The organism is Salmonella sp. SJTUF15570 (assembly GCF_043357055.1).
GTDB classification, from domain to species: Bacteria; Pseudomonadota; Gammaproteobacteria; order Enterobacterales; family Enterobacteriaceae; genus Salmonella; species Salmonella enterica.
The window spans coordinates 40,025-60,837 of sequence record NZ_JBEUKJ010000001.1 but is presented as its reverse complement, the minus strand read 5'-3'; the positions used below and the strand labels follow the sequence as shown (position 1 = coordinate 60,837).

General features: G+C 53.4%; 23 protein-coding genes. 9 read left to right on the top strand and 14 right to left on the bottom strand.

The features are described 5' to 3' along the window. Positions 1-5: 5 nt before the first annotated feature. Positions 6-605, bottom strand: a complete 600-nt coding sequence (locus ABVN44_RS00310; protein WP_048348850.1) for a TetR/AcrR family transcriptional regulator — start codon at positions 603-605, stop codon at positions 6-8. A 102-nt stretch (positions 606-707) separates the two neighbouring features. On the opposite strand from ABVN44_RS00310, the gene ABVN44_RS00305 reads away from it, so the two are divergent. From ABVN44_RS00305 to sodC2, 3 genes are all read left to right on the top strand, one after another. After that, positions 708-947, top strand: coding sequence for a DUF1289 domain-containing protein (locus tag ABVN44_RS00305; RefSeq protein WP_001538148.1), 240 nt, complete (start codon positions 708-710; stop codon positions 945-947). Between the two features lie 50 nt (positions 948-997). Further along, positions 998-1,894 (top strand): aldo/keto reductase family oxidoreductase, encoded by an 897-nt coding sequence (locus ABVN44_RS00300; protein ID WP_063054242.1) that lies wholly within the window; start codon positions 998-1,000, stop codon positions 1,892-1,894. Positions 1,895-1,973: 79 nt separating this feature from the next. Further along, on the top strand, positions 1,974-2,495 hold the full coding sequence (gene sodC2 / locus ABVN44_RS00295; protein WP_000826812.1) for a superoxide dismutase [Cu-Zn] SodC2: 522 nt from the start codon (positions 1,974-1,976) through the stop codon (positions 2,493-2,495). On the opposite strand, the gene ABVN44_RS00290 is transcribed toward sodC2, so the two are convergent. The 3 genes from ABVN44_RS00290 to ABVN44_RS00280 are packed head-to-tail and all read right to left on the bottom strand — an operon-like array spanning position 2,471 to position 5,609. Beyond that, entirely contained in the window at positions 2,471-4,510 is a 2,040-nt protein-coding gene (locus tag ABVN44_RS00290; protein WP_000777612.1) for an FUSC family protein, read from the bottom strand. The two genes, sodC2 and ABVN44_RS00290, sit on opposite strands and share 25 nt — an antisense overlap. Then, a complete protein-coding gene (locus ABVN44_RS00285) occupies positions 4,510-5,370 on the bottom strand; it encodes an HlyD family secretion protein (protein ID WP_001518804.1) in 861 nt (286 codons plus the stop codon). Before ABVN44_RS00285 ends, ABVN44_RS00290 begins: the two co-directional genes overlap by 1 nt. Before the next feature lie 2 nt (positions 5,371-5,372). Beyond that, entirely contained in the window at positions 5,373-5,609 is a 237-nt protein-coding gene (locus ABVN44_RS00280) for a DUF1656 domain-containing protein (protein WP_000649755.1), read from the bottom strand. Between the two features lie 194 nt (positions 5,610-5,803). On the opposite strand from ABVN44_RS00280, the gene slyA reads away from it, so the two are divergent. Next, on the top strand, positions 5,804-6,244 hold the full coding sequence (gene slyA / locus ABVN44_RS00275; RefSeq protein WP_000764554.1) for a transcriptional regulator SlyA: 441 nt from the start codon (positions 5,804-5,806) through the stop codon (positions 6,242-6,244). Positions 6,245-6,291: 47 nt separating this feature from the next. Here slyA and slyB read toward each other — a convergent pair whose 3' ends face one another. Further along, entirely contained in the window at positions 6,292-6,759 is a 468-nt protein-coding gene (slyB, locus tag ABVN44_RS00270) for an outer membrane lipoprotein SlyB (protein ID WP_000597179.1), read from the bottom strand. 272 nt (positions 6,760-7,031) lie between these two features. Here slyB and anmK point away from each other — a divergent pair, with 272 nt between their 5' ends. The 5 genes from anmK to pdxY all read left to right on the top strand — a co-directional run bounded on the left by anmK (position 7,032) and on the right by pdxY (position 11,606). Further along, a complete protein-coding gene (anmK, locus tag ABVN44_RS00265) occupies positions 7,032-8,153 on the top strand; it encodes an anhydro-N-acetylmuramic acid kinase (RefSeq protein ID WP_000835021.1) in 1,122 nt (373 codons plus the stop codon). Between the two features lie 87 nt (positions 8,154-8,240). Continuing rightward, positions 8,241-8,570, top strand: coding sequence for a C-type lysozyme inhibitor (mliC, locus tag ABVN44_RS00260; RefSeq protein ID WP_001132086.1), 330 nt, complete (start codon positions 8,241-8,243; stop codon positions 8,568-8,570). A gap of 58 nt (positions 8,571-8,628) precedes the next feature. Beyond that, entirely contained in the window at positions 8,629-9,285 is a 657-nt protein-coding gene (gene pdxH, locus ABVN44_RS00255) for a pyridoxamine 5'-phosphate oxidase (RefSeq protein WP_001282334.1), read from the top strand. Positions 9,286-9,411: 126 nt separating this feature from the next. After that, entirely contained in the window at positions 9,412-10,686 is a 1,275-nt protein-coding gene (gene tyrS, locus ABVN44_RS00250) for a tyrosine--tRNA ligase (protein WP_000168626.1), read from the top strand. A gap of 59 nt (positions 10,687-10,745) precedes the next feature. After that, positions 10,746-11,606, top strand: coding sequence for a pyridoxal kinase PdxY (gene pdxY, locus ABVN44_RS00245; RefSeq protein ID WP_000789740.1), 861 nt, complete (start codon positions 10,746-10,748; stop codon positions 11,604-11,606). A 58-nt stretch (positions 11,607-11,664) separates the two neighbouring features. Here pdxY and gstA read toward each other — a convergent pair whose 3' ends face one another. The 9 genes from gstA to rsxA form a co-directional block, all read right to left on the bottom strand. Next, complete coding sequence (gstA, locus tag ABVN44_RS00240) at positions 11,665-12,270, bottom strand: glutathione transferase GstA (RefSeq protein WP_000765727.1); 606 nt, start codon at positions 12,268-12,270, stop codon at positions 11,665-11,667. A 104-nt stretch (positions 12,271-12,374) separates the two neighbouring features. Then, the gene (gene dtpA, locus ABVN44_RS00235; protein ID WP_052908347.1) at positions 12,375-13,880 is read right to left on the bottom strand and encodes a dipeptide/tripeptide permease DtpA; all 1,506 of its coding nucleotides are present in this window, start codon (positions 13,878-13,880) and stop codon (positions 12,375-12,377) included. Positions 13,881-14,481: 601 nt separating this feature from the next. After that, positions 14,482-15,117, bottom strand: a complete 636-nt coding sequence (gene nth, locus ABVN44_RS00230) for an endonuclease III (protein WP_001030325.1) — start codon at positions 15,115-15,117, stop codon at positions 14,482-14,484. Continuing rightward, positions 15,117-15,809, bottom strand: coding sequence for an electron transport complex subunit E (locus tag ABVN44_RS00225; RefSeq protein ID WP_023232038.1), 693 nt, complete (start codon positions 15,807-15,809; stop codon positions 15,117-15,119). Before ABVN44_RS00225 ends, nth begins: the two co-directional genes overlap by 1 nt. Before the next feature lie 2 nt (positions 15,810-15,811). Then, on the bottom strand, positions 15,812-16,432 hold the full coding sequence (rsxG, locus tag ABVN44_RS00220) for an electron transport complex subunit RsxG (protein WP_000920822.1): 621 nt from the start codon (positions 16,430-16,432) through the stop codon (positions 15,812-15,814). A gap of 3 nt (positions 16,433-16,435) precedes the next feature. Beyond that, a complete protein-coding gene (rsxD, locus tag ABVN44_RS00215; RefSeq protein WP_023258494.1) occupies positions 16,436-17,494 on the bottom strand; it encodes an electron transport complex subunit RsxD in 1,059 nt (352 codons plus the stop codon). Next, positions 17,495-19,609: an electron transport complex subunit RsxC gene (gene rsxC / locus ABVN44_RS00210; RefSeq protein WP_393954231.1), complete on the bottom strand. Its 2,115-nt coding sequence runs from the start codon at positions 19,607-19,609 to the stop codon at positions 17,495-17,497. Further along, entirely contained in the window at positions 19,602-20,180 is a 579-nt protein-coding gene (rsxB, locus tag ABVN44_RS00205) for an electron transport complex subunit RsxB (RefSeq protein WP_001092600.1), read from the bottom strand. Before rsxB ends, rsxC begins: the two co-directional genes overlap by 8 nt. After that, positions 20,180-20,761, bottom strand: coding sequence for an electron transport complex subunit RsxA (gene rsxA / locus ABVN44_RS00200; protein ID WP_000133179.1), 582 nt, complete (start codon positions 20,759-20,761; stop codon positions 20,180-20,182). Before rsxA ends, rsxB begins: the two co-directional genes overlap by 1 nt. Positions 20,762-20,813 lie beyond the last annotated feature (52 nt).

The following is a 20,813-nucleotide window of genomic DNA, read 5'->3' as shown; positions in this document are numbered from 1 at the left end:
GCCCGTTACTGCTCAGGCGTTGCAATGATGGTCTTAACATGCGCCAACGCATTTTCCAGCGGCGCGGCGCTACAGGATATTTTGGCCTGCAAATTGGCGCCCAGCCACAGGGCATAAAGTACCTGCGCCTGTGGCAACGGCTGGCCGGTGAAATGTAAACAGTGGCTATTACGGCCATCTTCCAGCGCGCGTGCAAGCAGTGCCATGATCTCCTGCGCCCCTTTATCCATCGTAGAGCGCATATCCTCCGACAGATCGCAGACCTCCGCTGACAGTTTCACCGTCAGGCAACCGCTAATGGCGCCTTGCTGGCAAAACTGCTTTAACGTTTCCTGATACCAGGCGAGAAGACGATCGCGATGATTACCGGGACCGGAGGTGAAGTGCGCCGTAAGACGCTGATGATAGCAGGCGTAATGTCGCTCAAGCATGGCGACGCCGAAGGCTTCTTTCGAGCGAAAGTAGTGATAAAACGACCCTTTAGGCACCTGGGCGGTTTTGAGCAACTCGCTAAGCCCCATGCCGGTAAAACCCCGTTGCATACAAAGCTGCTCGCCGGTGGCCAGCAGATGTTCGCGGGTATCGTGTTCGGTTTGCTTATTCATGACAGGCAGTATAGTAGACCAGTCGGTCTACTGCAAGCAGAGTTGCCATAATGTCAGTTAGCGTCTTCAATAGTCATAAGCGCCAAACGTTGAGGAGGGGATGTGGCCGAGCAGTTGGAGTTTTTTCCTGTAGCAAGCCCATGTCGCGGTATCTGTCAGTCTGATGAGCGTGGCTTTTGTCGGGGATGTATGCGCAGCCGCGACGAACGCTTTAACTGGCAAAAAATGAGCGATGCCGAGAAACAAAATGTACTGCGGCTTTGTCGCCAGCGTTTCTTGCGTAAAATACGCGCAAATAAGCCTCTCCCATCGGAAGATCCTCAACAACCTTCACTCTTTTAAACGCGGAATTGCGTATACTCAACCTCATTATTCTCTATGAGGAATCTGTTATGGTTCAGCGTGTCACCATCGCTCCACAAGGCCCGGAGTTTTCGCGTTTTGTCATGGGTTACTGGCGTTTGATGGACTGGAATATTTCCGCGCGTCAGTTAGTGAGTTTTATCGAAGAACATCTGGATTTGGGCGTCACCACCGTTGACCATGCGGACATTTATGGCGGTTATCAGTGCGAAGCGGCGTTTGGCGAGGCGCTAACGCTGGCGCCGCATTTGCGGGAAAAACTGCAAATCGTTACCAAATGCGGTATTGCGACCACCGCCAGAGCGGAAAATAGGCTCGGTCATTATATTACCGATCGCCGCCATATTATTCTGAGCGCCGAACAGTCATTAAAAAATCTGGCGACAGATTATCTGGATATGTTGTTAATTCACCGTCCCGATCCGTTAATGGATGCGGATGACGTCGCCGAGGCGTTTCAACATCTGCACCAAAGCGGCAAAGTGCGCCATTTTGGCGTTTCTAATTTTACGCCAGCGCAATTTACGTTACTGCAATCGCGCCTGCCGTTCACCCTGGCGACCAACCAGGTGGAGATCTCGCCGGTTCACCAGCCTTTGTTGCTGGACGGCACATTAGATCAATTACAGCAACTGCGTATTCGTCCGATGGCCTGGTCATGTCTTGGCGGCGGTCGTCTGTTTAATGATGAGGCTTATCAGCCGTTGCGCCAGGAACTTTCCGTTATCGCGCAAGAACTCAACGCCAGTTCTATTGAACAGGTGGTCTATGCCTGGATTTTACGTTTGCCGTCGCAGCCGCTGCCGATTATTGGCTCGGGTAAAATCGAACGCGTACGCGCCGCACTAGAAGCGGAAACGCTGTCATTGTCGCGTCAACAGTGGTTCCGAATCCGCAAGGCGGCACTGGGTTATGACGTGCCGTAATCGCCAACTCGTTGACTTTCCGTTCATGTTTTCGCCAGTGGTTTACACTTAACAGGCGACCACATGTAACGGAGGTTTTATGAAGCGATTAAGTTTAGCGATAGTAACGCTGTTGGCCTGCGCGGGTGCGCAGGCCGCCAGCGAGAAAGTAGAGATGAACCTGGTGACGGCGCAAGGCGTAGGACAGTCTATCGGCACCGTCGTCATCGATGAAACCGAAGGCGGCTTAAAATTTACCCCACACCTTAAAGCGTTGCCGCCGGGCGAGCATGGTTTTCACATTCATGCCAACGGTAGCTGCCAGCCCGCGATTAAAGACGGCAAAGCGGTTGCCGCAGAAGCCGCTGGTGGTCATCTGGACCCACAAAATACCGGTAAGCATGAAGGACCGGAAGGCCAGGGGCATCTGGGCGACCTCCCGGTGTTAGTCGTTAATAATGATGGTATCGCCACCGAACCGGTTACTGCGCCGCGTCTGAAGTCTCTTGATGAAGTGAAAGATAAAGCGCTCATGATCCATGTGGGCGGCGATAACATGTCCGATCAGCCGAAACCGCTCGGCGGCGGCGGAATGCGTTACGCCTGCGGCGTCATTAAATAACCCGGAGACAGCGTTCCCTGTGCTGGAGCCTGTTCCAGCTGCGACAGCGAACAGTGTAAACGCCAGATAATCGCCGCCAGCTCATGCGCGGCGGGTTGATGATGATGTGCGAGCGTGTCGCAGATACGCTGTAGTTCCTGTAGCGTGACGGCAAGCGGGCGTTGCTGCACGCCGCGCTCGCTCATCACATCGCGCAGCAGGGATATACAAATATCCCGCACCCGGGAAAGCGGATCGGAACGCGACTCCCAGGCGCGCAGCTGCCACACCACATGCGAGCAGTTCAGCAGTACCACTCCCCAACGTAATAACCACCGGCGCGCCAGCGCATCCTGGCTATTGCTGAGCTGACTGACGTGATGATAGGTCAGCGACTCAAACTCGCTTTCGCTATGGGAAGGGTGACGGCTAAGCTGATCGACGAAATCCCGGCGTAGCGCGCGGATATGGCGGCGGCTTTTTACGGCATCGGAACCGGGGCGCAAAATCGCAAACGCCAGCCAGGAAATCGCGACGCCGACGATCTTGGCGGTATTATCGTTAAGGAAGTCGGCGAAGTCGTACACCGGCGGATTGGTCACGGCGATGAATGAGCCCATAAAAACGATAAGCTGCCCCCACAGTCCCGCCAGCTTAGGCATCTGCAGTTTAAGCAGTTGCATCGTGACGAACAGCGGAAAAAGGAAAAGCAAGAATTGCCACAGATCGGTGATTTGCACCATCAGGCCAAATTTCACCACGAAGCTGAATAAGGACAGCAGCACTAAAGTACGCATCAATAAGGTGAGCGACTTAAACGGCGTGGCGACGATGGAGTAGAGAACGCAACTGATCGCCGCCAGGGTTAATGCGCCGGGCCCGGATTCCCATTGCGCGCCAATACTCCAGGCGCCAATCACCGTGAGCGTGCAAAAGGTACGTACGCCGCTCCAGATGGCCTCTGCGTTATCCGTATGCCGTGCAAGGCCGGGAGTGCGGCGGATATGGATTTGATCCACCGGCGCGCCGCTTTCGATCAGATATAACTGGCGGCTGCTGCGCAGATATAAGTGGCAAAAATAGCGTAATCGCTGCCAGAACGCGAGGTGACGATAATCCTGTTCATCCTGCGGGCGTAGCGGCGCAATAATCCGCGCCACGGTGTAGCTGTCCGCGCGCGGTTTCGCTAGCGCGGCTAAGAGTTGTTCAATAACTTCGCGGCTGTTTTCCGGCGGCGTCGGCCAGTTTAAAAGCATTCTACGCAGACTGGAGATCACGCTGGTTAGCCGTAATTGCTGGTGTAACAATGCATTTAGCAATGCATTCTGGCGGCGAAAACGGTAGTGACTCCAGAAGGCCTGAATACGCAGCAGGTTCATGGTCAGGATTTGCCCAATCACGCCCTCATGCGCGGAGCGGATAGCGTCGGTAGTCTCCGGCTGCCACAGTAGACTGGCATGTTCCAGCAAGCGTGCATGCATGTTTTTCAACGCGGTGAGCAGGGCAGTGCCATCCGATGTGCTGGGTAGGATCATCATCATCATGCCGCCACAGAGGATGCCGACGATAACTTCACATACACGTGCCTGGGCGATATCCCACAACTGCGTGATTTCTACAATATTAACCATCGGGAACGCGATGATCGCCGCCGTGTAGCCGGACAACTGGAAAGCATAAGCGGCATTATTGGTAAAATGCGCGCAGGCCCAGGTACAAAAACCGATCCAGGCGGCCATGCTAAATAAGAACAACCAGGGTTCATTCAGCGTATGGCCAGCAATAATTAACGCGGCGGTCGCGCCGAGTAAACTCCCGGCAATACGCCCCAGACTTTTACTGATTACGCCGCCTACGGTCGGAAAGCTCACCACTGCGGCCGAAGTCATCGCCCAGTAGGGCTCATCCAGATTGAGATAATAAGCGAATGTCAGCGCGAGACACATGGCAATGGTATTGCGCAACGCGTAACGCCACTGGCCGGAGGTCGCTTTAAACCAGGGCGTATTTCGCAGGGCCGGCAGGGAGAGTTTCATTACCGCTGTCCAATGGCTACGCTGCAGGTAGTGCCGGAGACGAGCGTGATATCCTGCGGCAAAGCGTCAAATTCGATACGTACCGGTACGCGTTGCGCCAGACGTACCCACGGTACGTTGGGTTTGATATCGGGCACTAAACCGGAGTCGCTTTCCACGCTTTGGTCGTAAATAGCGCGCCCGATACTGCCAACGTGACCCTGTAACTTAATATTGCCACTATACAGTGTTATTAATGCAGGTTCACCTTCGCGGATATGGCGTAGTTTGGTTTCTTCGAAATATCCCATTACATAAAATGAATGGCTATCTACCAGGGCGAAAAGCGGCTTACCGGTACTGGCATAATCACCGGTACGCGTGGAAAGGTTGGTCACCCAGCCGGATACCGGCGCTTTTACTTCCGTCTGGCTAAGCTGCCACTGCGCCTGTTTTAACGTCGCCAGTGCGACATCTACGCTGGCCTGCATCGCTTTAACATTCAGATTGGCGCTATCCAGATCTTCAGCAGAGATGTAGTTACGCGATAAATGTCGACGTCGATCGGCTTCATTATTCGCTTTTGCCAGATCGGACTGCGCTTTGGCCAACTGCGCCTGCGCGTTAAGTTCTGCAATATGGAAGGGCGTTTTATCAATGACAAAAAGAACGTCCCCGGCGTTGACGAACTGATTATCTTTGATATTGAGTTGGGTAATGCTGCCAGAAACCTGCGGCGTTACGCTGACCTGTTCCGCGCGGATTTTACCATCGCGCGTCCACGGTGACTGCATATAGTAATTCCATAACCACCATGCGGCCAGAACGGCGACGACGGCGACAATGAGAGTAGAAAAATATTTTATTGTTTTTAACGACATATTTACCACGCGATCAGTAAAACGAGGCCCAGACATACGCAAAGCGTAAAGAGGGAGAGATCCATTAACAGGGGATGCCAGATTTCATCAGAGTATATCCGGTCACGCAGGAGTCGGTGAATAAACAACCAGATAACGAACCCAAGCGCAAAGGCTTTAAAGAATGGCGGAAAGTAAACAGATGCTCCCAACATGAGATCTTGTAAGGGCAATCCTGTGGCGTTGAGTATACACTTCACAAGCAATGTTCCTTTGCGTCAGACATCGATGCTTTAGTTTTAGCCAAAACTGAAGCTACAGGTGCCAGGTGCGCACTATGTCTGAAAAAATGTCTATTGGTAAGCAAATTTAGCAATACATTTGTTTTGAGAATACAAATACTGCACACTATTCTAAAATCAGCATAATAACTTAGCAAGCTAATTATAAGGAGATGAAATTGGAATCGCCACTAGGTTCTGATCTGGCACGGTTGGTGCGCATTTGGCGTGCTCTGATTGACCATCGCCTCAAGCCTCTGGAATTGACGCAGACACATTGGGTCACGTTGCACAATATTCATCAATTGCCGCCTGACCAGTCGCAGATTCAATTGGCTAAAGCGATAGGCATTGAGCAGCCATCGCTGGTACGCACGTTGGATCAACTTGAAGATAAGGGGCTAATTTCGCGGCAAACCTGCGCCAGCGATCGTCGCGCTAAGCGGATTAAACTGACCGAAAAAGCGGAGCCGCTGATCGCTGAGATGGAAGAGGTCATTCATAAAACGCGCGGTGAAATTTTGGCTGGGATTTCTTCAGAGGAGATTGAGCTTCTGATTAAACTTGTCGCTAAACTTGAACACAACATTATGGAATTGCACTCTCACGATTGAGGTGCAGGGGCATACGTGTGGCCATGTGACCACACGTAAAGCCTGGTTTAGCGTGGAGAGACAGTAACCTGGCTGCCGTTGCTGGCCAGCACGACACGCTGACCTGCCGAGAAACGCGTATTTCCTTGTTTCTGCACAACCATAATGGTGTTGCCATCGTCTTTACGAATTTCCAGTTCCACACCCTGGGTTTTATTCATTGCGCTCTGGACGCCCTGGCCCGCTACGCCACCAGCCACCGCGCCTGCCGCGGTCGCCAGTGAACGACCCGTACCGCCGCCGATAGTGTTGCCGAGGAATCCGCCCAACACCGCGCCGCCGATAGCGCCAATCACGTTAGAATCATCACCGCCCTGAATTTGAACCGGACGAACGTTAACGATAGTACCGTACGTTACATTCTGAACTTGTTTAGCCTCGGATGCGGTATAAACATCACCCGAAAGGCTATCATTGTTAACACACCCAGCTAAGGATAACCCCATCAGTGAAACGGCCAGTACACGTTTAATCATTTACCCATCTCCTGTTCTTCACGAAACGCTATTTCAGCATCCCTATAGCTAAATTATATGGCATTTATGCAGTTAAGGTCATATCTTCTGCCGAAAGAATGTAAAAATCATAATCAGAAGTTAATTAACTAATCTTAAACGAAGTGGGAAGCAAGAAAAGATAGGTTATTGATATCCGTGGACGGCACGGCAAAAAACGTGACGCGGGCATCGCATTGCAAAATACGTTATGCCGAGTGTTAAGGCTTAACCCAGCTTAATAAGGAAGAGGTATGAAATCGGGCCGTTTTATTGGCGTTATGTCCGGGACCAGCCTTGATGGCGTGGATGTTGTACTGGCGGCAATTGATGAAACCATGGTTGCGCAACAGGCAAGTCTCACCTGGCCCATTCCCGTTCATCTGAAAAAAGGCATTCTCGATATTTGCCAGGGACAACCGCTTACGCTCTCGCAACTCGGCCAGCTGGATACCCAGTTAGGCCGGCTTTTTGCACAGGCGGTTAATGCGCTGTTAGCGCAACAACGTTTGCAGCCGCGGGATATCGTCGCCATTGGTTGTCATGGGCAAACGGTCTGGCATGAGCCGACCGGCGAGGCCCCGCATACGCTGCAAATTGGCGATAATAATCACATCGTCGCCCATACGGGGATTACAGTGGTCGGCGATTTTCGGCGGCGGGATATTGCGCTGGGCGGACAAGGCGCGCCGCTGGTGCCCGCTTTCCATCACGCGCTGTTGGGACATCCGACGGAAAAACGTATGGTCCTGAATATCGGCGGCATCGCCAATTTATCTCTGCTTTTCCCCGGACAGGCGGTGCGCGGGTACGACACGGGGCCGGGTAATATGTTGATGGATGCGTGGATTTGGCGACAATGCGCGCAGCCCTACGACAAAGACGCGGCATGGGCGAAAGAAGGTCAGGTTATTCTTCCATTGCTGCAAAAGATGTTGCGCGATCCGTACTTTGCTGCGTCGGCGCCCAAAAGTACAGGACGCGAATATTTCAACTATGGCTGGTTAGAGCGCCATCTTACGGCTTTCCCTGGCGCAGACGCGCGCGATGTACAGGCCACGCTGGCGGAGCTGACGGCGGTCTCCATCGCCCAACAGGTGCTGCTCAATGGCGGCTGCGAGCGGCTGATGGTCTGTGGCGGCGGAAGCCGGAATCCGTTAGTGATGGCCCGTCTGGCGGCGCTGTTGCCCGGTATCGAGGTTTCGACCACCGATAAGGCGGGGATCAGCGGCGATGATATGGAAGCGCTGGCCTTTGCATGGCTTGCCTGGCGAACGCTCGCGGGCCTGCCGGGAAATTTACCTTCCGTGACGGGGGCTACAGAAGCCAGTGTTTTAGGCGCTATTTACCCGGCTAACCCAATAACTCAGAGTTAACTGAATTTTTCCCGGACCCTATATCAGTAAACTAGCAAGGTCAGGAAGGGGCGTTTGCCCTTCCAGAAGCAGGAGAGCTTTCGGGATATGCCTATGAAAAAGATCGCAATAATGTGTTTACCTGTGCTGCTGACCGGCTGTAGCGTTTATCAACAATTTGTTGAACGTATGCAAACGGATACGCTGGAATACCAGTGTGATGAGAAGCCGCTTACCGTTAAAGTCAATAACCCGCGTGAAGAGGTCAGTTTTGTTTATGACAATAAGCTGCTGACCCTGAAGCAAGGAATCTCGGCCTCGGGCGCGCGTTATACCGACGGGATTTATGTTTTCTGGTCGCAAGGCGAGAGCGCCACGGTCTATAAGCGAGACAGAATTGTGCTTAATAACTGTCAGTTACAAAATCCGAAGCGTTGAGATTTTCAGTATGGGGGCGCACAATAGCGCCACCCACTGATTATTTCTGATCAACGCCATGTCTGATAACGACCAATTGCAGCAGATCGCGCATCTGCGCCGTGAATACACGAAAGGCGGCTTGCGTCGCCGCGATTTACCCGCTGAACCGTTAACCTTATTTGAGCGCTGGCTTGGGCAAGCGTGCGACGCCAGACTGGCCGATCCGACGGCAATGGTCGTGGCGACCGTAGATGACAAGGGGCAACCGTACCAGCGTATTGTATTGCTCAAGCATTACGATGAAAAAGGCCTGGTCTTTTATACCAACCTGGGAAGCCGCAAGGCGCATCAAATTGAGCACAATCCGCGTATCAGCCTGTTATTTCCCTGGCATATGCTTGAACGCCAGGTGATGGTGACAGGCAAAGCCGAGCGTCTCTCCACTCTTGAGGTGGTGAGGTATTTCCACAGCCGTCCGCGCGACAGCCAGATCGGCGCATGGGTCTCTAAACAATCCAGCCGCATTTCCGCGCGCGGTATCCTCGAAAGCAAATTCCTGGAGCTCAAGCAGAAGTTTCAACAGGGCGAAGTGCCGTTACCCAGCTTCTGGGGTGGTTTTCGCGTGAGTATCGAACAGATGGAGTTCTGGCAGGGCGGCGAACATCGTCTGCACGATCGCTTTTTATACCAACGCGACGACGGCGCATGGAAAATCGACCGTCTTGCGCCCTAAAGATGCAAAAATCTTGTTTTAAGCACTGGTGCGGATGAATCCGCCGTTTTATGCTATGTCTCTTTCGCGTCTGGCGAAAAGTCGTGTACCGGCAAAGGTGCAGTCGTTTTATACATGGAGATTTTGATGGCAAGCAGTAACTTGATTAAACAATTGCAAGAGCGGGGGCTGGTAGCCCAGGTGACGGACGAAGACGCGTTGGCAGAGCGACTGGCGCAAGGCCCGATCGCGCTCTATTGCGGCTTCGATCCTACCGCTGACAGCTTGCATTTGGGGCATCTGGTTCCATTGTTATGCCTGAAACGCTTCCAGCAGGCAGGGCACAAACCTGTTGCGCTGGTAGGCGGCGCGACCGGTCTGATTGGCGACCCGAGCTTCAAAGCCGCCGAGCGTAAACTGAACACTGAAGAGACCGTTCAGGAGTGGGTGGCGAAAATTCGTAAACAGGTTGCCCCATTCCTGGACTTTGATTGCGGCGAAAACTCCGCCATCGCGGCCAATAACTATGACTGGTTCGGCAGCATGAATGTGCTGACTTTCCTGCGCGATATCGGTAAACATTTTTCCGTTAATCAGATGATCAACAAAGAAGCGGTGAAGCAGCGTCTGAACCGTGACGATCAGGGTATCTCTTTCACGGAGTTCTCTTATAACCTGCTACAGGGGTACGACTTCGCTTGTCTGAATAAACTGCACGGCGTTGCCTTACAGATTGGCGGTTCTGACCAGTGGGGGAACATCACTTCCGGTATCGACCTGACCCGTCGCCTGCACCAGAATCAGGTATTTGGTTTGACCGTTCCGCTGATCACCAAAGCTGACGGCACGAAATTCGGTAAAACCGAAGGCGGCGCTGTCTGGCTGGATCCGAAGAAAACCAGTCCGTACAAATTCTACCAGTTCTGGATTAACACCGCAGATGCCGATGTTTATCGCTTCCTGAAATTCTTCACTTTTATGGACATTGAAGAGATCAATGCCCTGGAAGAAGAAGATAAAAACAGCGGTAAAGCGCCGCGCGCGCAGTATGTGCTGGCCGAGCAGGTGACGCGCCTGGTTCATGGTGAAGAGGGGCTGGTCGCGGCGAAACGGATCACCGAATGCCTGTTCAGCGGTTCACTGAGCGCGCTGAGCGAAGCTGACTTTGAGCAGTTGGCGCAGGACGGCGTACCGATGGTTGAAATGGAAAAAGGCGCCGACCTGATGCAGGCGCTGGTAGACGCCGAACTCCAGCCGTCGCGTGGTCAGGCGCGTAAGACTATCGCCTCCAACGCTGTCACTATCAATGGTGAAAAACAATCCGATCCTGAATACATCTTTAACGATGAGGACCGTCTGTTTGGCCGCTATACCTTATTACGTCGCGGCAAAAAGAACTATTGTCTGATTTGCTGGAAATAAGGCATTAAGTAACAGGGAGTGAGAAATCACTCCCTTATTTTTGATGTTCAGGTAAAAAAATGAAGAATATCCTCGCTATCCAGTCCCATGTTGTTTTCGGACATGCGGGCAACAGCGCCGCCGAATTTCCCATGCGCCGTCTTGGCGCGAATGTTTGGCCGCTGAATACCGTTCAGTTTTCTAACCACACGCAATATGGTAAATGGACCGGCTGTGTCATGCCGCCCAGCCATCTGACTGAGATTGTCCAGGGGATTGCGGACATTGGCCAGTTAGCGCACTGCGACGCCGTACTTAGCGGTTACCTGGGATCTGCCGAGCAGGGAGAACACATTCTCGGTATTGTGCGCCAGGTTAAAGCGGCAAATCCGCAGGCAAAATATTTCTGCGATCCCGTGATGGGGCATCCGGAAAAGGGCTGTATCGTGGCGCCTGGCGTCGCAGAGTTCCATGTGCGTTATGCGCTACCCGCCAGCGATATTATCGCGCCTAACCTGATTGAACTGGAAATTCTCAGCAAACATAGCGTGAATAGTGTGGATGACGCCGTGCAGGCGGCGCGCGAACTGATTGCTCAGGGGCCAGAAATTGTACTGGTAAAACATCTCGCCCGCGCCGGTTACAGTTCAGAACGCTTTGAAATGCTGCTGGTGACAGCGCAGGAAGCCTGGCATATTAGCCGTCCGCTGGTGGATTTCGGCTCACGTCAGCCGGTTGGCGTTGGCGATGTCACCAGTGGTTTATTGCTGGTCAAACTTTTGCAGGGCGCGACGTTGCAGCAGGCGCTGGAGCACGTTACGGCGGCAGTCTATGAGATTATGATCGCCACCAAAACGATGCAGGAGTACGAACTGCAGGTCGTGGCGGCCCAGGACAGGATCGCTAACCCTGAACATTACTTCAGCGCAACGCGGCTGTAATTATTGCTGCTAAAAAGAGGCCGGATGGCGGTACAGCGAGCTATCCGGCAACATGACATTAATTCAGTCCTTCCGCTTTAAGCGCTGCCGCAACGGTCGGTCTTTTTGCGACACGCTGCATATAACTTTCAATATGCGTTAACCCGTCCATATTCAGTTTTACGCCATAGGCCCAACGCAATACGGTAAACAGATAAGCGTCTGCAATGGTAAAACGCTGGCCGCAAATCCACTGGTCGTCTGAAAGCGACTCATCCACATACTGCAATTTCTTTTCCAGACCGGCGCGAACGGCGGGTTTGAGTGTTTCCGGCGTGTCAGGGCGGAACAGCGGGGTAAAGCCTTTATGCAGTTCCGTTGCAATATAGTTGAGCCATTCCAGCGTATGATAGCGAGCAAGACTACTTACCGGCGCCAGAAGCTGGCGGTCGGGAACGCTGTCGGCGAGGTACTGCATAATGGCGACGCCTTCAGTCAACAGTGTGCCGTCATCCAGCAGCAGAGCCGGAACCTGTCCTTTAGGGTTGACTGCCAGGTAATCATCACCGTTTTCCAGGCGTTTTTTTGCGAGATCGACGCCATCAAGCGTAAAGTCTTTGCCAATTTCGCGCAGGGTAATATGGGAAGCAAGAGAGCAGGCACCCGGTTTGTAGAACAGTTTCATCGGTAACTCCTTTTTGCTGAGGTTTAAAGTATGGTAGTGCGGGGACGTGCAAAAAAAAAGCCGCTAACGCACAGTTAGCGGCCTGAATGTTGTTTCCCGGAAAATTAAACTGTAGCGGCTTTAGAGCCTTTTTCAGCGGTATCATCGTCCTGGGTCATACGGTTCAGCTTAGGCGCTGTCAGCAGCATCAGGACGGCGATAACGGCAGTTGCTATGCCAATCTGCATAAATACGCGACCATAGACTTCCAGGGACATCAGCGGGTCAGTCACGTCGCTCGGCACAGCCATCAGGTTGGCGACATAACCGCCGATGATGTTAGCGCCTGCCGTTGTCAGGAACCAGCTACCCATGATGAAACCCATCAGACGCTGCGGAACCAACTGTGCGACCATTGCCAGTCCCAGACCGGAGATCATCAGCTCACCGATACTTTGCAGGCCGTAGCTCGCGATCAGCCAGTTTACGGATACGATGCCGGCATCGTTCGCAAATTTGGCGCCCAGCGGCAGAATCAGGAACGCGCCGGAACACAGCACCATACCAATGGCGAATTTCATCGGCATCGGCAGCGTATCGCCCATCCTGTTATAGATAGCGGCCAGAATCGGGCTGCCGATAATGATCCAGAATGGGTTCAGCGCCTGATACTGTTCCGGTTCGAACGCGATACCGAGAATAGAGTGCTCGACGTTACGAATGGCAAAGAAGTTCAGCGACGTCGGCATCTGGCTGTACAGTACGAAGAAGATAATCGCCTGCAGCATCAAAATAAAGGCGACGATCATTTTACGGCGAGCCGCGCCGTGCATGGAAAACGCTTCTTTACCGAAGATAATGACGATGCCAAGAGCGATTACGCCCAGCACCATACGCGCGATATCCTGGTTGTGCAGCAGCCAGGTGGCGACCGCAATCAGAACGACAATACCCACGATTGTCAGCAGCAGATTACGGAAGTTGATCGGTTCAAAGTCGGGTTTGGAACCGTAGCTTTTCACCCAGAGCTGGCAGAAAGCAAAGTTAACGACGGTTATCAGCATACCGACGACGCTAAGCGCAAACGCGGTGCTCCAGCCATAACGCGCCGCCAGCCACGGCGTCGCCAGCATAGAGAAGAAGGAGCCGATGTTGACGGACATATAATACATCGTAAATGCGCCGTCGAGACGCGGATCGTCCTTCGCGTAACAGGTAGACAGCAGGGAAGACGGGTTAGCTTTAAACAGACCGTTACCCACAGCGATAGCCGCCATGCCCATATAGACGATGCCAGCGTCATGACCAGACCATGCGACCAGCGCATAACCGATAGCCAGCACCACGGCACCCAGCATAATAACGCGTTTGGTGCCCAGAATTTTATCACCTAACCAACCGCCAATGGCGACCAGGCCGTACACCAGCGCACTGAAGGAAGAGAAAAGGGTGATGGAATCCGCTTCTGACATACCCAGTTGTTTTACCAGGTAGACGGCCATAATGCCTTGCAGGCCGTAATAACCAAAACGCTCCCATAACTCTATCGAGAAGATGAGATAGAACGCCTTCGGTTGTTTGAAAGCGTTCAAACTGACGCTTTCAGTTGGTTTTTTGTTTGCAGTAGACACTTTTACCTCTTTTTTACGCCCCGTATTAACAGGGATTGTCTGGCGCGTGATGAGTCAGACTCATCCGTCCGATTGTTATATTGGAGGGGAAACGGCAGGTAATGTTCACTATCTTTCCTCTCCAGACAAGAGCTTTGTAATAATCTGTTACATATAACTCTTCTGGTTGAATCGTCCGATGTCAGAAATGTTATCCAGCGTTAAATTTCTTCATTTGAAGAATGGCAGATTTTTACACTGCAAAAAGGCCATTGGTTTGGGTGAAAGGCGATATCTTCTGCTATTTAAGGTGAAAAGCAGTGATATAGGCCATTATCTGAAAAAATGGCAGAGTAATGTTTTGTAGTGAAAACGGGGCGTCAGTCTATCCGGTTGTAAATGTAACCTTAGATGTCATTAAATTTCACATGAAGTTATCAAAGTGATCCTGATCACGGATAGATAGAATTTTTTGCGATTAAAAAAATGATTAACCTGACGTGGAGTGAAAACGAAAGCACATTACATCAGAAAAAGGACAGAGACTGGAATGATTGATGGCTAAAATAGATCCAGGCCGAAGGTGGGAGCGCGCTGGCGTGACGGACGCACTCCGACCATATCAAATATCGACTTTTTCTTTGTATTCGCAAAGATCTTCAATGAGGCAGGAGCCGCAGCGGGGTTTTCGGGCGATACAGGTATAGCGGCCATGCAAAATTAACCAGTGATGGCAGTCCACTTTGAACTCATTCGGCACCACTTTCAGCAACTTCTCTTCTACCTGCTCGACATTTTTACCCGGCGCGAACTGCGTTCGGTTGCATACACGAAATATATGCGTATCAACGGCGATGGTCGGCCAGCCGAAGGCGGTATTTAGTACTACGTTAGCGGTTTTACGCCCCACGCCGGGAAGCGCTTCCAGCGCCGCCCGATCCTCCGGCACTTCGCCATTATGCTTGTCCAGTAAAATACGGCAGGTCTTAATCACGTTTTCCGCTTTACTGTTAAATAAGCCGATGGTTTTGATATAGGATTTCACGCCTTCAACGCCCAGTTCCAGCATCGCGGCTGGCGTATTGGCGACCGGGTAAAGTTTGGCGGTCGCCTTGTTCACGCTGACGTCGGTTGCCTGCGCGGAAAGCAACACGGCAATCAGCAACTCAAACGGCGACGTGAAATTGAGTTCCGTTGTGGGGTGCGGATTGCTGTCGCGCAGGCGCGTCAGAATTTCCAGCCTTTTTGCTTTGTTCATCAGACTTTCCCTGTTTCACCTGCCGGAACTGCGGAAGGCGCGGTTTCGGCGCGGCGTTTCTTCATTTTTTCATCAATAAGATATTTTACCGCCAGCATGAGCCCCAGGCCGATAAACGCGCCTGGCGGCAGCATCGCCAGCAGGAAAGGCGAGTCGGTGTGAAATATCTCGACCCGTAATACTTTTGCCCAGCCTCCCAGCAGGCTATCCGCGCCATCGAAAAGCGTACCATTCCCGAGGATCTCGCGCAGCGAACCCAGCACGAACATCGCGCCTGTCGCGCCCATGCCGATGGAAAAACCGTCCAACGCGGAAAGCCACGGTCCTTTTTTCGCGGCAAACGCTTCGGCGCGACCAACAACAATGCAGTTCGTTACAATCAGAGGAATAAAAATCCCTAAAGACTGATACAAACCGAACGCATACGCATTGATCAGCATCTGTACTGCGCTTACCACCGAGGCAATGATCATGACGTAAATCGGGATACGGATTTCTGCCGGCGTCCAGCGACGTAGTGCGGACACCGTAAGGTTGGTCAGCGTTAATACCAGCGTTGTGGCCAGACCCAGCCCCAGAGCGTTGGTTGCCGTAGACGTCACCGCCAGTAAAGGGCACAGGCCAAGTAGCTGCACCAGAGCAGAGTTATTTTTCCATAACCCCTGAACAACAATGTCTCTTATTTCGCTCATGGTTATTCTCCACAGGCGGTTAAATGGGGGAGCTGAGCGGGCAGTGATTCGGCGTACAGCCCGGCGCGTTTAACCGCATTCACTACGGCACGCGGCGTTATTGTCGCCCCGGTAAATTGATCAAAATCACCGCCATCTTTTTTCACCGCCCAGTGCGTATCATTTTCACCACTGATGGTTTTACCGCTAAAGTGGGTAATCCAGTCAGACAAACGGCGCTCAATTTTATCACCTAACCCTGGCGTCTCATGATGTTCCGTCACACGCGTCCCCAGGACGGTACCGTTGAAATCTGCGCCAACAATAAGCTGGATAGCGCCGGAATAGCCATCTGGCGCGGTGGCCTCAATGATGGCCGCTACGGGTTTATCATCCTTGCGAGCGATAAAAACACGGTGTGTGCCTTTGCCGAGGGCGGGCGCATCGACCAGATAACAGCTCTCTTGCAGATTATTATTGTAACGATCTGGCGGCAATACCTGATCGAACAGGGCATGTTGTTGTTGCAGCGCTTGTTCGTGGATGGTTGATTTTGTCATCTGATTAATCACCGCGGTCAATCCCGTAGAGCCTGCGGCAAAAAGCGCCAGCGTAATACCGTGTTTACGAATCGTTTTCAGCATGGTTTATCCTTTGCGATGTCCATAGACGCGGGGGCGCGTGTAGTAGTCGATCAGAGGAACCGTGATATTCGCCAACAGGACAGCAAAAGCAACGCCGTCCGGATAGCCGCCGAAGCTACGAATCAGCCACACTAATACCCCAGCCAGCGCGCCGAAAATTAAACGTCCACGGTTGGTCGTGGAGGCGGTAACCGGATCCGTCAAGATAAAAAATGCGCCCAGCATAGTGGCGCCTGACAGCAGATGAAGCTGCGGCGAGGCCAGCGTAGCGGGCGAGAAAAGCCAGCCTAACGCGGCGCATAGCGCCAGCGTCAGCAGAAAACTGACCGGGATATGCCAGCGGATGGCTTTTTGCCACAGCAGGAATACGCCGCCGACAAGCCAGGCGAGGTTAACCCACTGCCAGCCCACGCCAGCCAGCGCGCCGCTGTATATCGGGTACTGCATGATTTGCTCAACGGAGTGCCCGGCGCGCAAGGACGTTTTAAACGTATCCAGCGGCGTCGCCTGGCTGATACCGTCAATACCGATACGTAGCAGCGTCATATCGCCGCCGCTGGCGGTATGCCCGCTAAAAATCATCCGTAACGTGTCCAGCATATCGGGCGTTGTTGCGGCTATTTCATAAGGCGGCAACCAGCTTGTCATTTGTACCGGAAAGGAAATTAATAGCACCACGTAACCGATCATGGCCGGATTAAAGGGGTTTTGTCCCAGCCCGCCATATAACTGTTTAGCGATAATAATGGCGAATCCGGTTCCCAGCACGACCATCCACCAGGGCGCAAGCGGAGGGATGCTGACCGCCAGCAAAAGCCCCGTCAATAACGCGGAATAATCCTGCAGGTGACTGGCGACCGATTGTTTGCGCAGCCTGAGGACAATGGCTTCTGCGACGAGCGCCGTGATAGCAGCCAGAACGATCTGGAAAAGCGTTCCCCAACCAAAAAACCACGTCTGCGCGGCAATCCCCGGCAGAGCGGCGATGACTACCAGCAACATGATTCGCGATGTCTGGCGCTGGTTATGGGTATAAGGCGAGCTTGCGATTCTGAATACCATTTAATCCTCGTTAACAACCTGCTGCTGTGCTGCTTTTTTTGCCTGAACGCGGGCGATAGCCGCAGCAACCGCGGCTTTACGCGGGTCGGCCGGTTCGGCAGGTTCGCTTCCGGCCTGCTGCTCCTGTTTACGAGCTTTGGCGCGGGCGATGGCCGCTTCCACCGCGGCTTTACGCGGATCGACCGGTTCGGCAGGTTCGCTTCCGGTCTGCTGCTCCTGCTTGCGGGCTTTGGCGCGGGCGATAGCCGCTTCCACCGCGGCTTTGCGCGGGTCGACCGCTTCGGCAGGTTCGCTTCCGGCCTGCTGCTCCTGTTTGCGGGCTTTGGCGCGGGCGATGGCCGCCTCCACCGCGGCTTTGCGCGGATCGACCGGTTCGGCAGGTTCGCTTCCGGCCTGCTGCTCCTGTTTGCGGGCTTTGGCGCGGGCGATAGCCGCCTCCACTGCGGCTTTACGCGGGTCGTCGCCGGGTATCGCGCTGTCAGCCACCGGATGAGCGGCTTGTTTAGCGCGCGCTTGCGCTTTACGCGCTTCACGGGCCGCGATGACGGCGGTATTGTCTGGCAGACTACCCGCCTGAATAACCACCGGTTGCGTGGCCTGCGCCTGTTTCTCTTTTACCCGCGCCAGTGCAGCGGCAATGGCATCCTGATCTTTTGCCGCTGGTTGTACCGCTGCGCTCTTATGACGTGCAAGGCGGGCGGCTTTTTCACGCTCCAGTCTTGCCTGACGAGCCTCAAAACGTGCTTTGGCTTCGGCGGCGCGTTTTTCTTCAAGCCTGATTGCATTAATCTCCGCTTTTTCCTGACGGAAATATTGGACGAGCGGAATATTACTGGGGCAGACCCAGGCGCAGGCGCCGCATTCTATACAATCAGCAATATGGTGAGCGGTAGCCTTGTCATGCTGCTGCCCTTTGCTGAACCAATAAAGCTGCTGCGGTAAAAGGTCGGCAGGGCAGGCGTCAGCGCAAGCGCTGCAACGAATACAGCTTTTCTCTTCCTGAGGCGCCCCCATTTCAGTCACGGATGGCGCCAGCAGGCAGTTGGTGATTTTTACGACCGGTACGTCAAGCCAGGGAAGGGTGAATCCCATCAACGGGCCGCCCATGATGACCATCTGGTCAGCGGAAGGGCAGAACCCGGCATCGTTAAGCAAATGACGAACGGGAGTGCCGAGCCGCGCCCAGACGTTACCCGGACGGCTTACCGCTTCACCCGTTAAGGTGACGACGCGTTCTGTGATCGGTTCGCCGTCAACCACGGCGCGTTTAACGGCATAAGCCGTACCGACGTTTTGCATCAGCACGCCAATATCAGAGGAGCGCCCGCCGTGGGGAACCTGTTTTCCCGTCAGTATTTGGGTGAGCTGTTTTGCGCCGCCGGAAGGGTATTTGGTTGGGATAACATGTAACGAAATGTCGTGAGCGTCAGCCAGTACGGCGCGCAGCATGGAAATAGCCTGCGGTTTGTTATCTTCAATGCCGATTAATACCTCACGCGGTTGCAGAATATGCGCCAGGATGCGAATACCTTCCACAATCTGCGCGGCGCAGTCCTGCATCAGACGATCGTCCGCCGTAATGTAAGGTTCGCACTCTGCGGCATTGATAATAAGCGTGGTGATTTTATCGCCGCCACCCTGCAATTTAACGCCGGTGGGAAACCCTGCGCCGCCAAGCCCGGCAACGCCATACTGATGAATGCGTTCAATGAGCGCTTCACGGCTGTGGGCGCGGTAATCAGACCAGCCCTCGCGTTCAATCCAGCGGTCCTCGCCGTCGGCATCAATGATGACGCTTAACTCCGCCAGCGCCGAAGGATGTGCCGTCGAGTGGGGGGCAATAGCGATAACCGTCCCGGAGGTGGGCGCGTGTACCGGCAGCATTCTCCCACGTCCACGGGTAAGCGCCTGGCCGCGTAGCACGCGATCGCCGACGCTAACGCACAGCTCGCCCTCAGCGCCAATGTGCTGTTTTAAAGGGATAACAAAGCGCGGCGCCAAAGGCACCTGGCGCAGCGGCGTGCCGTTTGACTGGGACTTCATTTCGGGCGGATGAATACCACCGTCGAAATCCCAGATTTTATCTTTTCTGAAAGCGGAAAATAGTTTAAGCATGTTGTTCCACGGGAATGATGCGAACGGGAATGGTGTTCAAATCCCATTTCCAACTGTCGGGCGTCTCATTCACCGGACGTAATTCGATGCAGTGCGTCGGACACGGATCGACGCACAGATTACAGCCAGTACAGAGATCGCTCATGACCGTGTGCATGGCGCGCGTTGCGCCAACGATGGCGTCAACCGGGCAGGCCTGAATGCATTTTGTGCAGCCAATGCAGTTATTTTCATCAATAACTGCCAGCATACGTACTGGCGCGGCCTGCTGTTCTTCACCATCGCATGGTTGCGGCTCTACGTTTAGCAACTCTGCCATTTTCAGCATGACGGCTTCGCCGCCGGGCGCGCAACGATTGATTTTCTCGCCCTGGAGACCCACGGCTTCGGCGTAGGGGCGACAGCCGGGATAGCCGCACTGACCACACTGACTCTGCGGCAAAATCGCATCGATTTTTTCAACAACCGGATCATCTTCAACCGCGAATCGGCGGGAGGCATAACCCAGAATGGCGCCGAACACCAGACCCAGAAGGGTCAGGGCGCCAACGGCAATCCAGATAGTATTCATTACAACTTCACCAAACCACTAAAGCCCATAAAGGCCAAAGACATTAATCCTGCGGTAATCAATGCTATCGCGTTACCACGAAAAGGGGCGGGCACATCCGCCACGGCAAGGCGTTCGCGGATAGCGGCAAACAGAACCATCACTAATGAAAAACCGACGGCGGCGGAAAATCCGTACAGCGCCGACTGAAGAAAGTGATGACCGAGATTAATATTCAGTAACGCTACGCCCAGAACCGCACAGTTAGTGGTAATCAGTGGTAAGAAGATGCCTAACAAGCGGTATAACGCCGGGCTGGTTTTCCGCACAACCATTTCGGTAAATTGCACGACCACAGCAATGACGAGGATAAAGGCCAGCGTCCGCAGATAAATCAGATCCAGCGGAATAAGTATCCAGGTGTCGATAAGCCAGGCGCATATCGACGCCAGCGTCATGACAAAGGTCGTCGCGAGGCCCATCCCCATGGCGGTTTCCAGTTTTTTGGATACGCCCATAAAGGGACAAAGGCCCAGGAATTTGACCAGTACAAAGTTATTGACCAGTACAGTTCCGACAAAGAGCAGCAGGTAATCAGTCATGTTTCGGCCTGAAATAAAAAAGCCGCCTATTATCTGTCAAACTACCACAGGC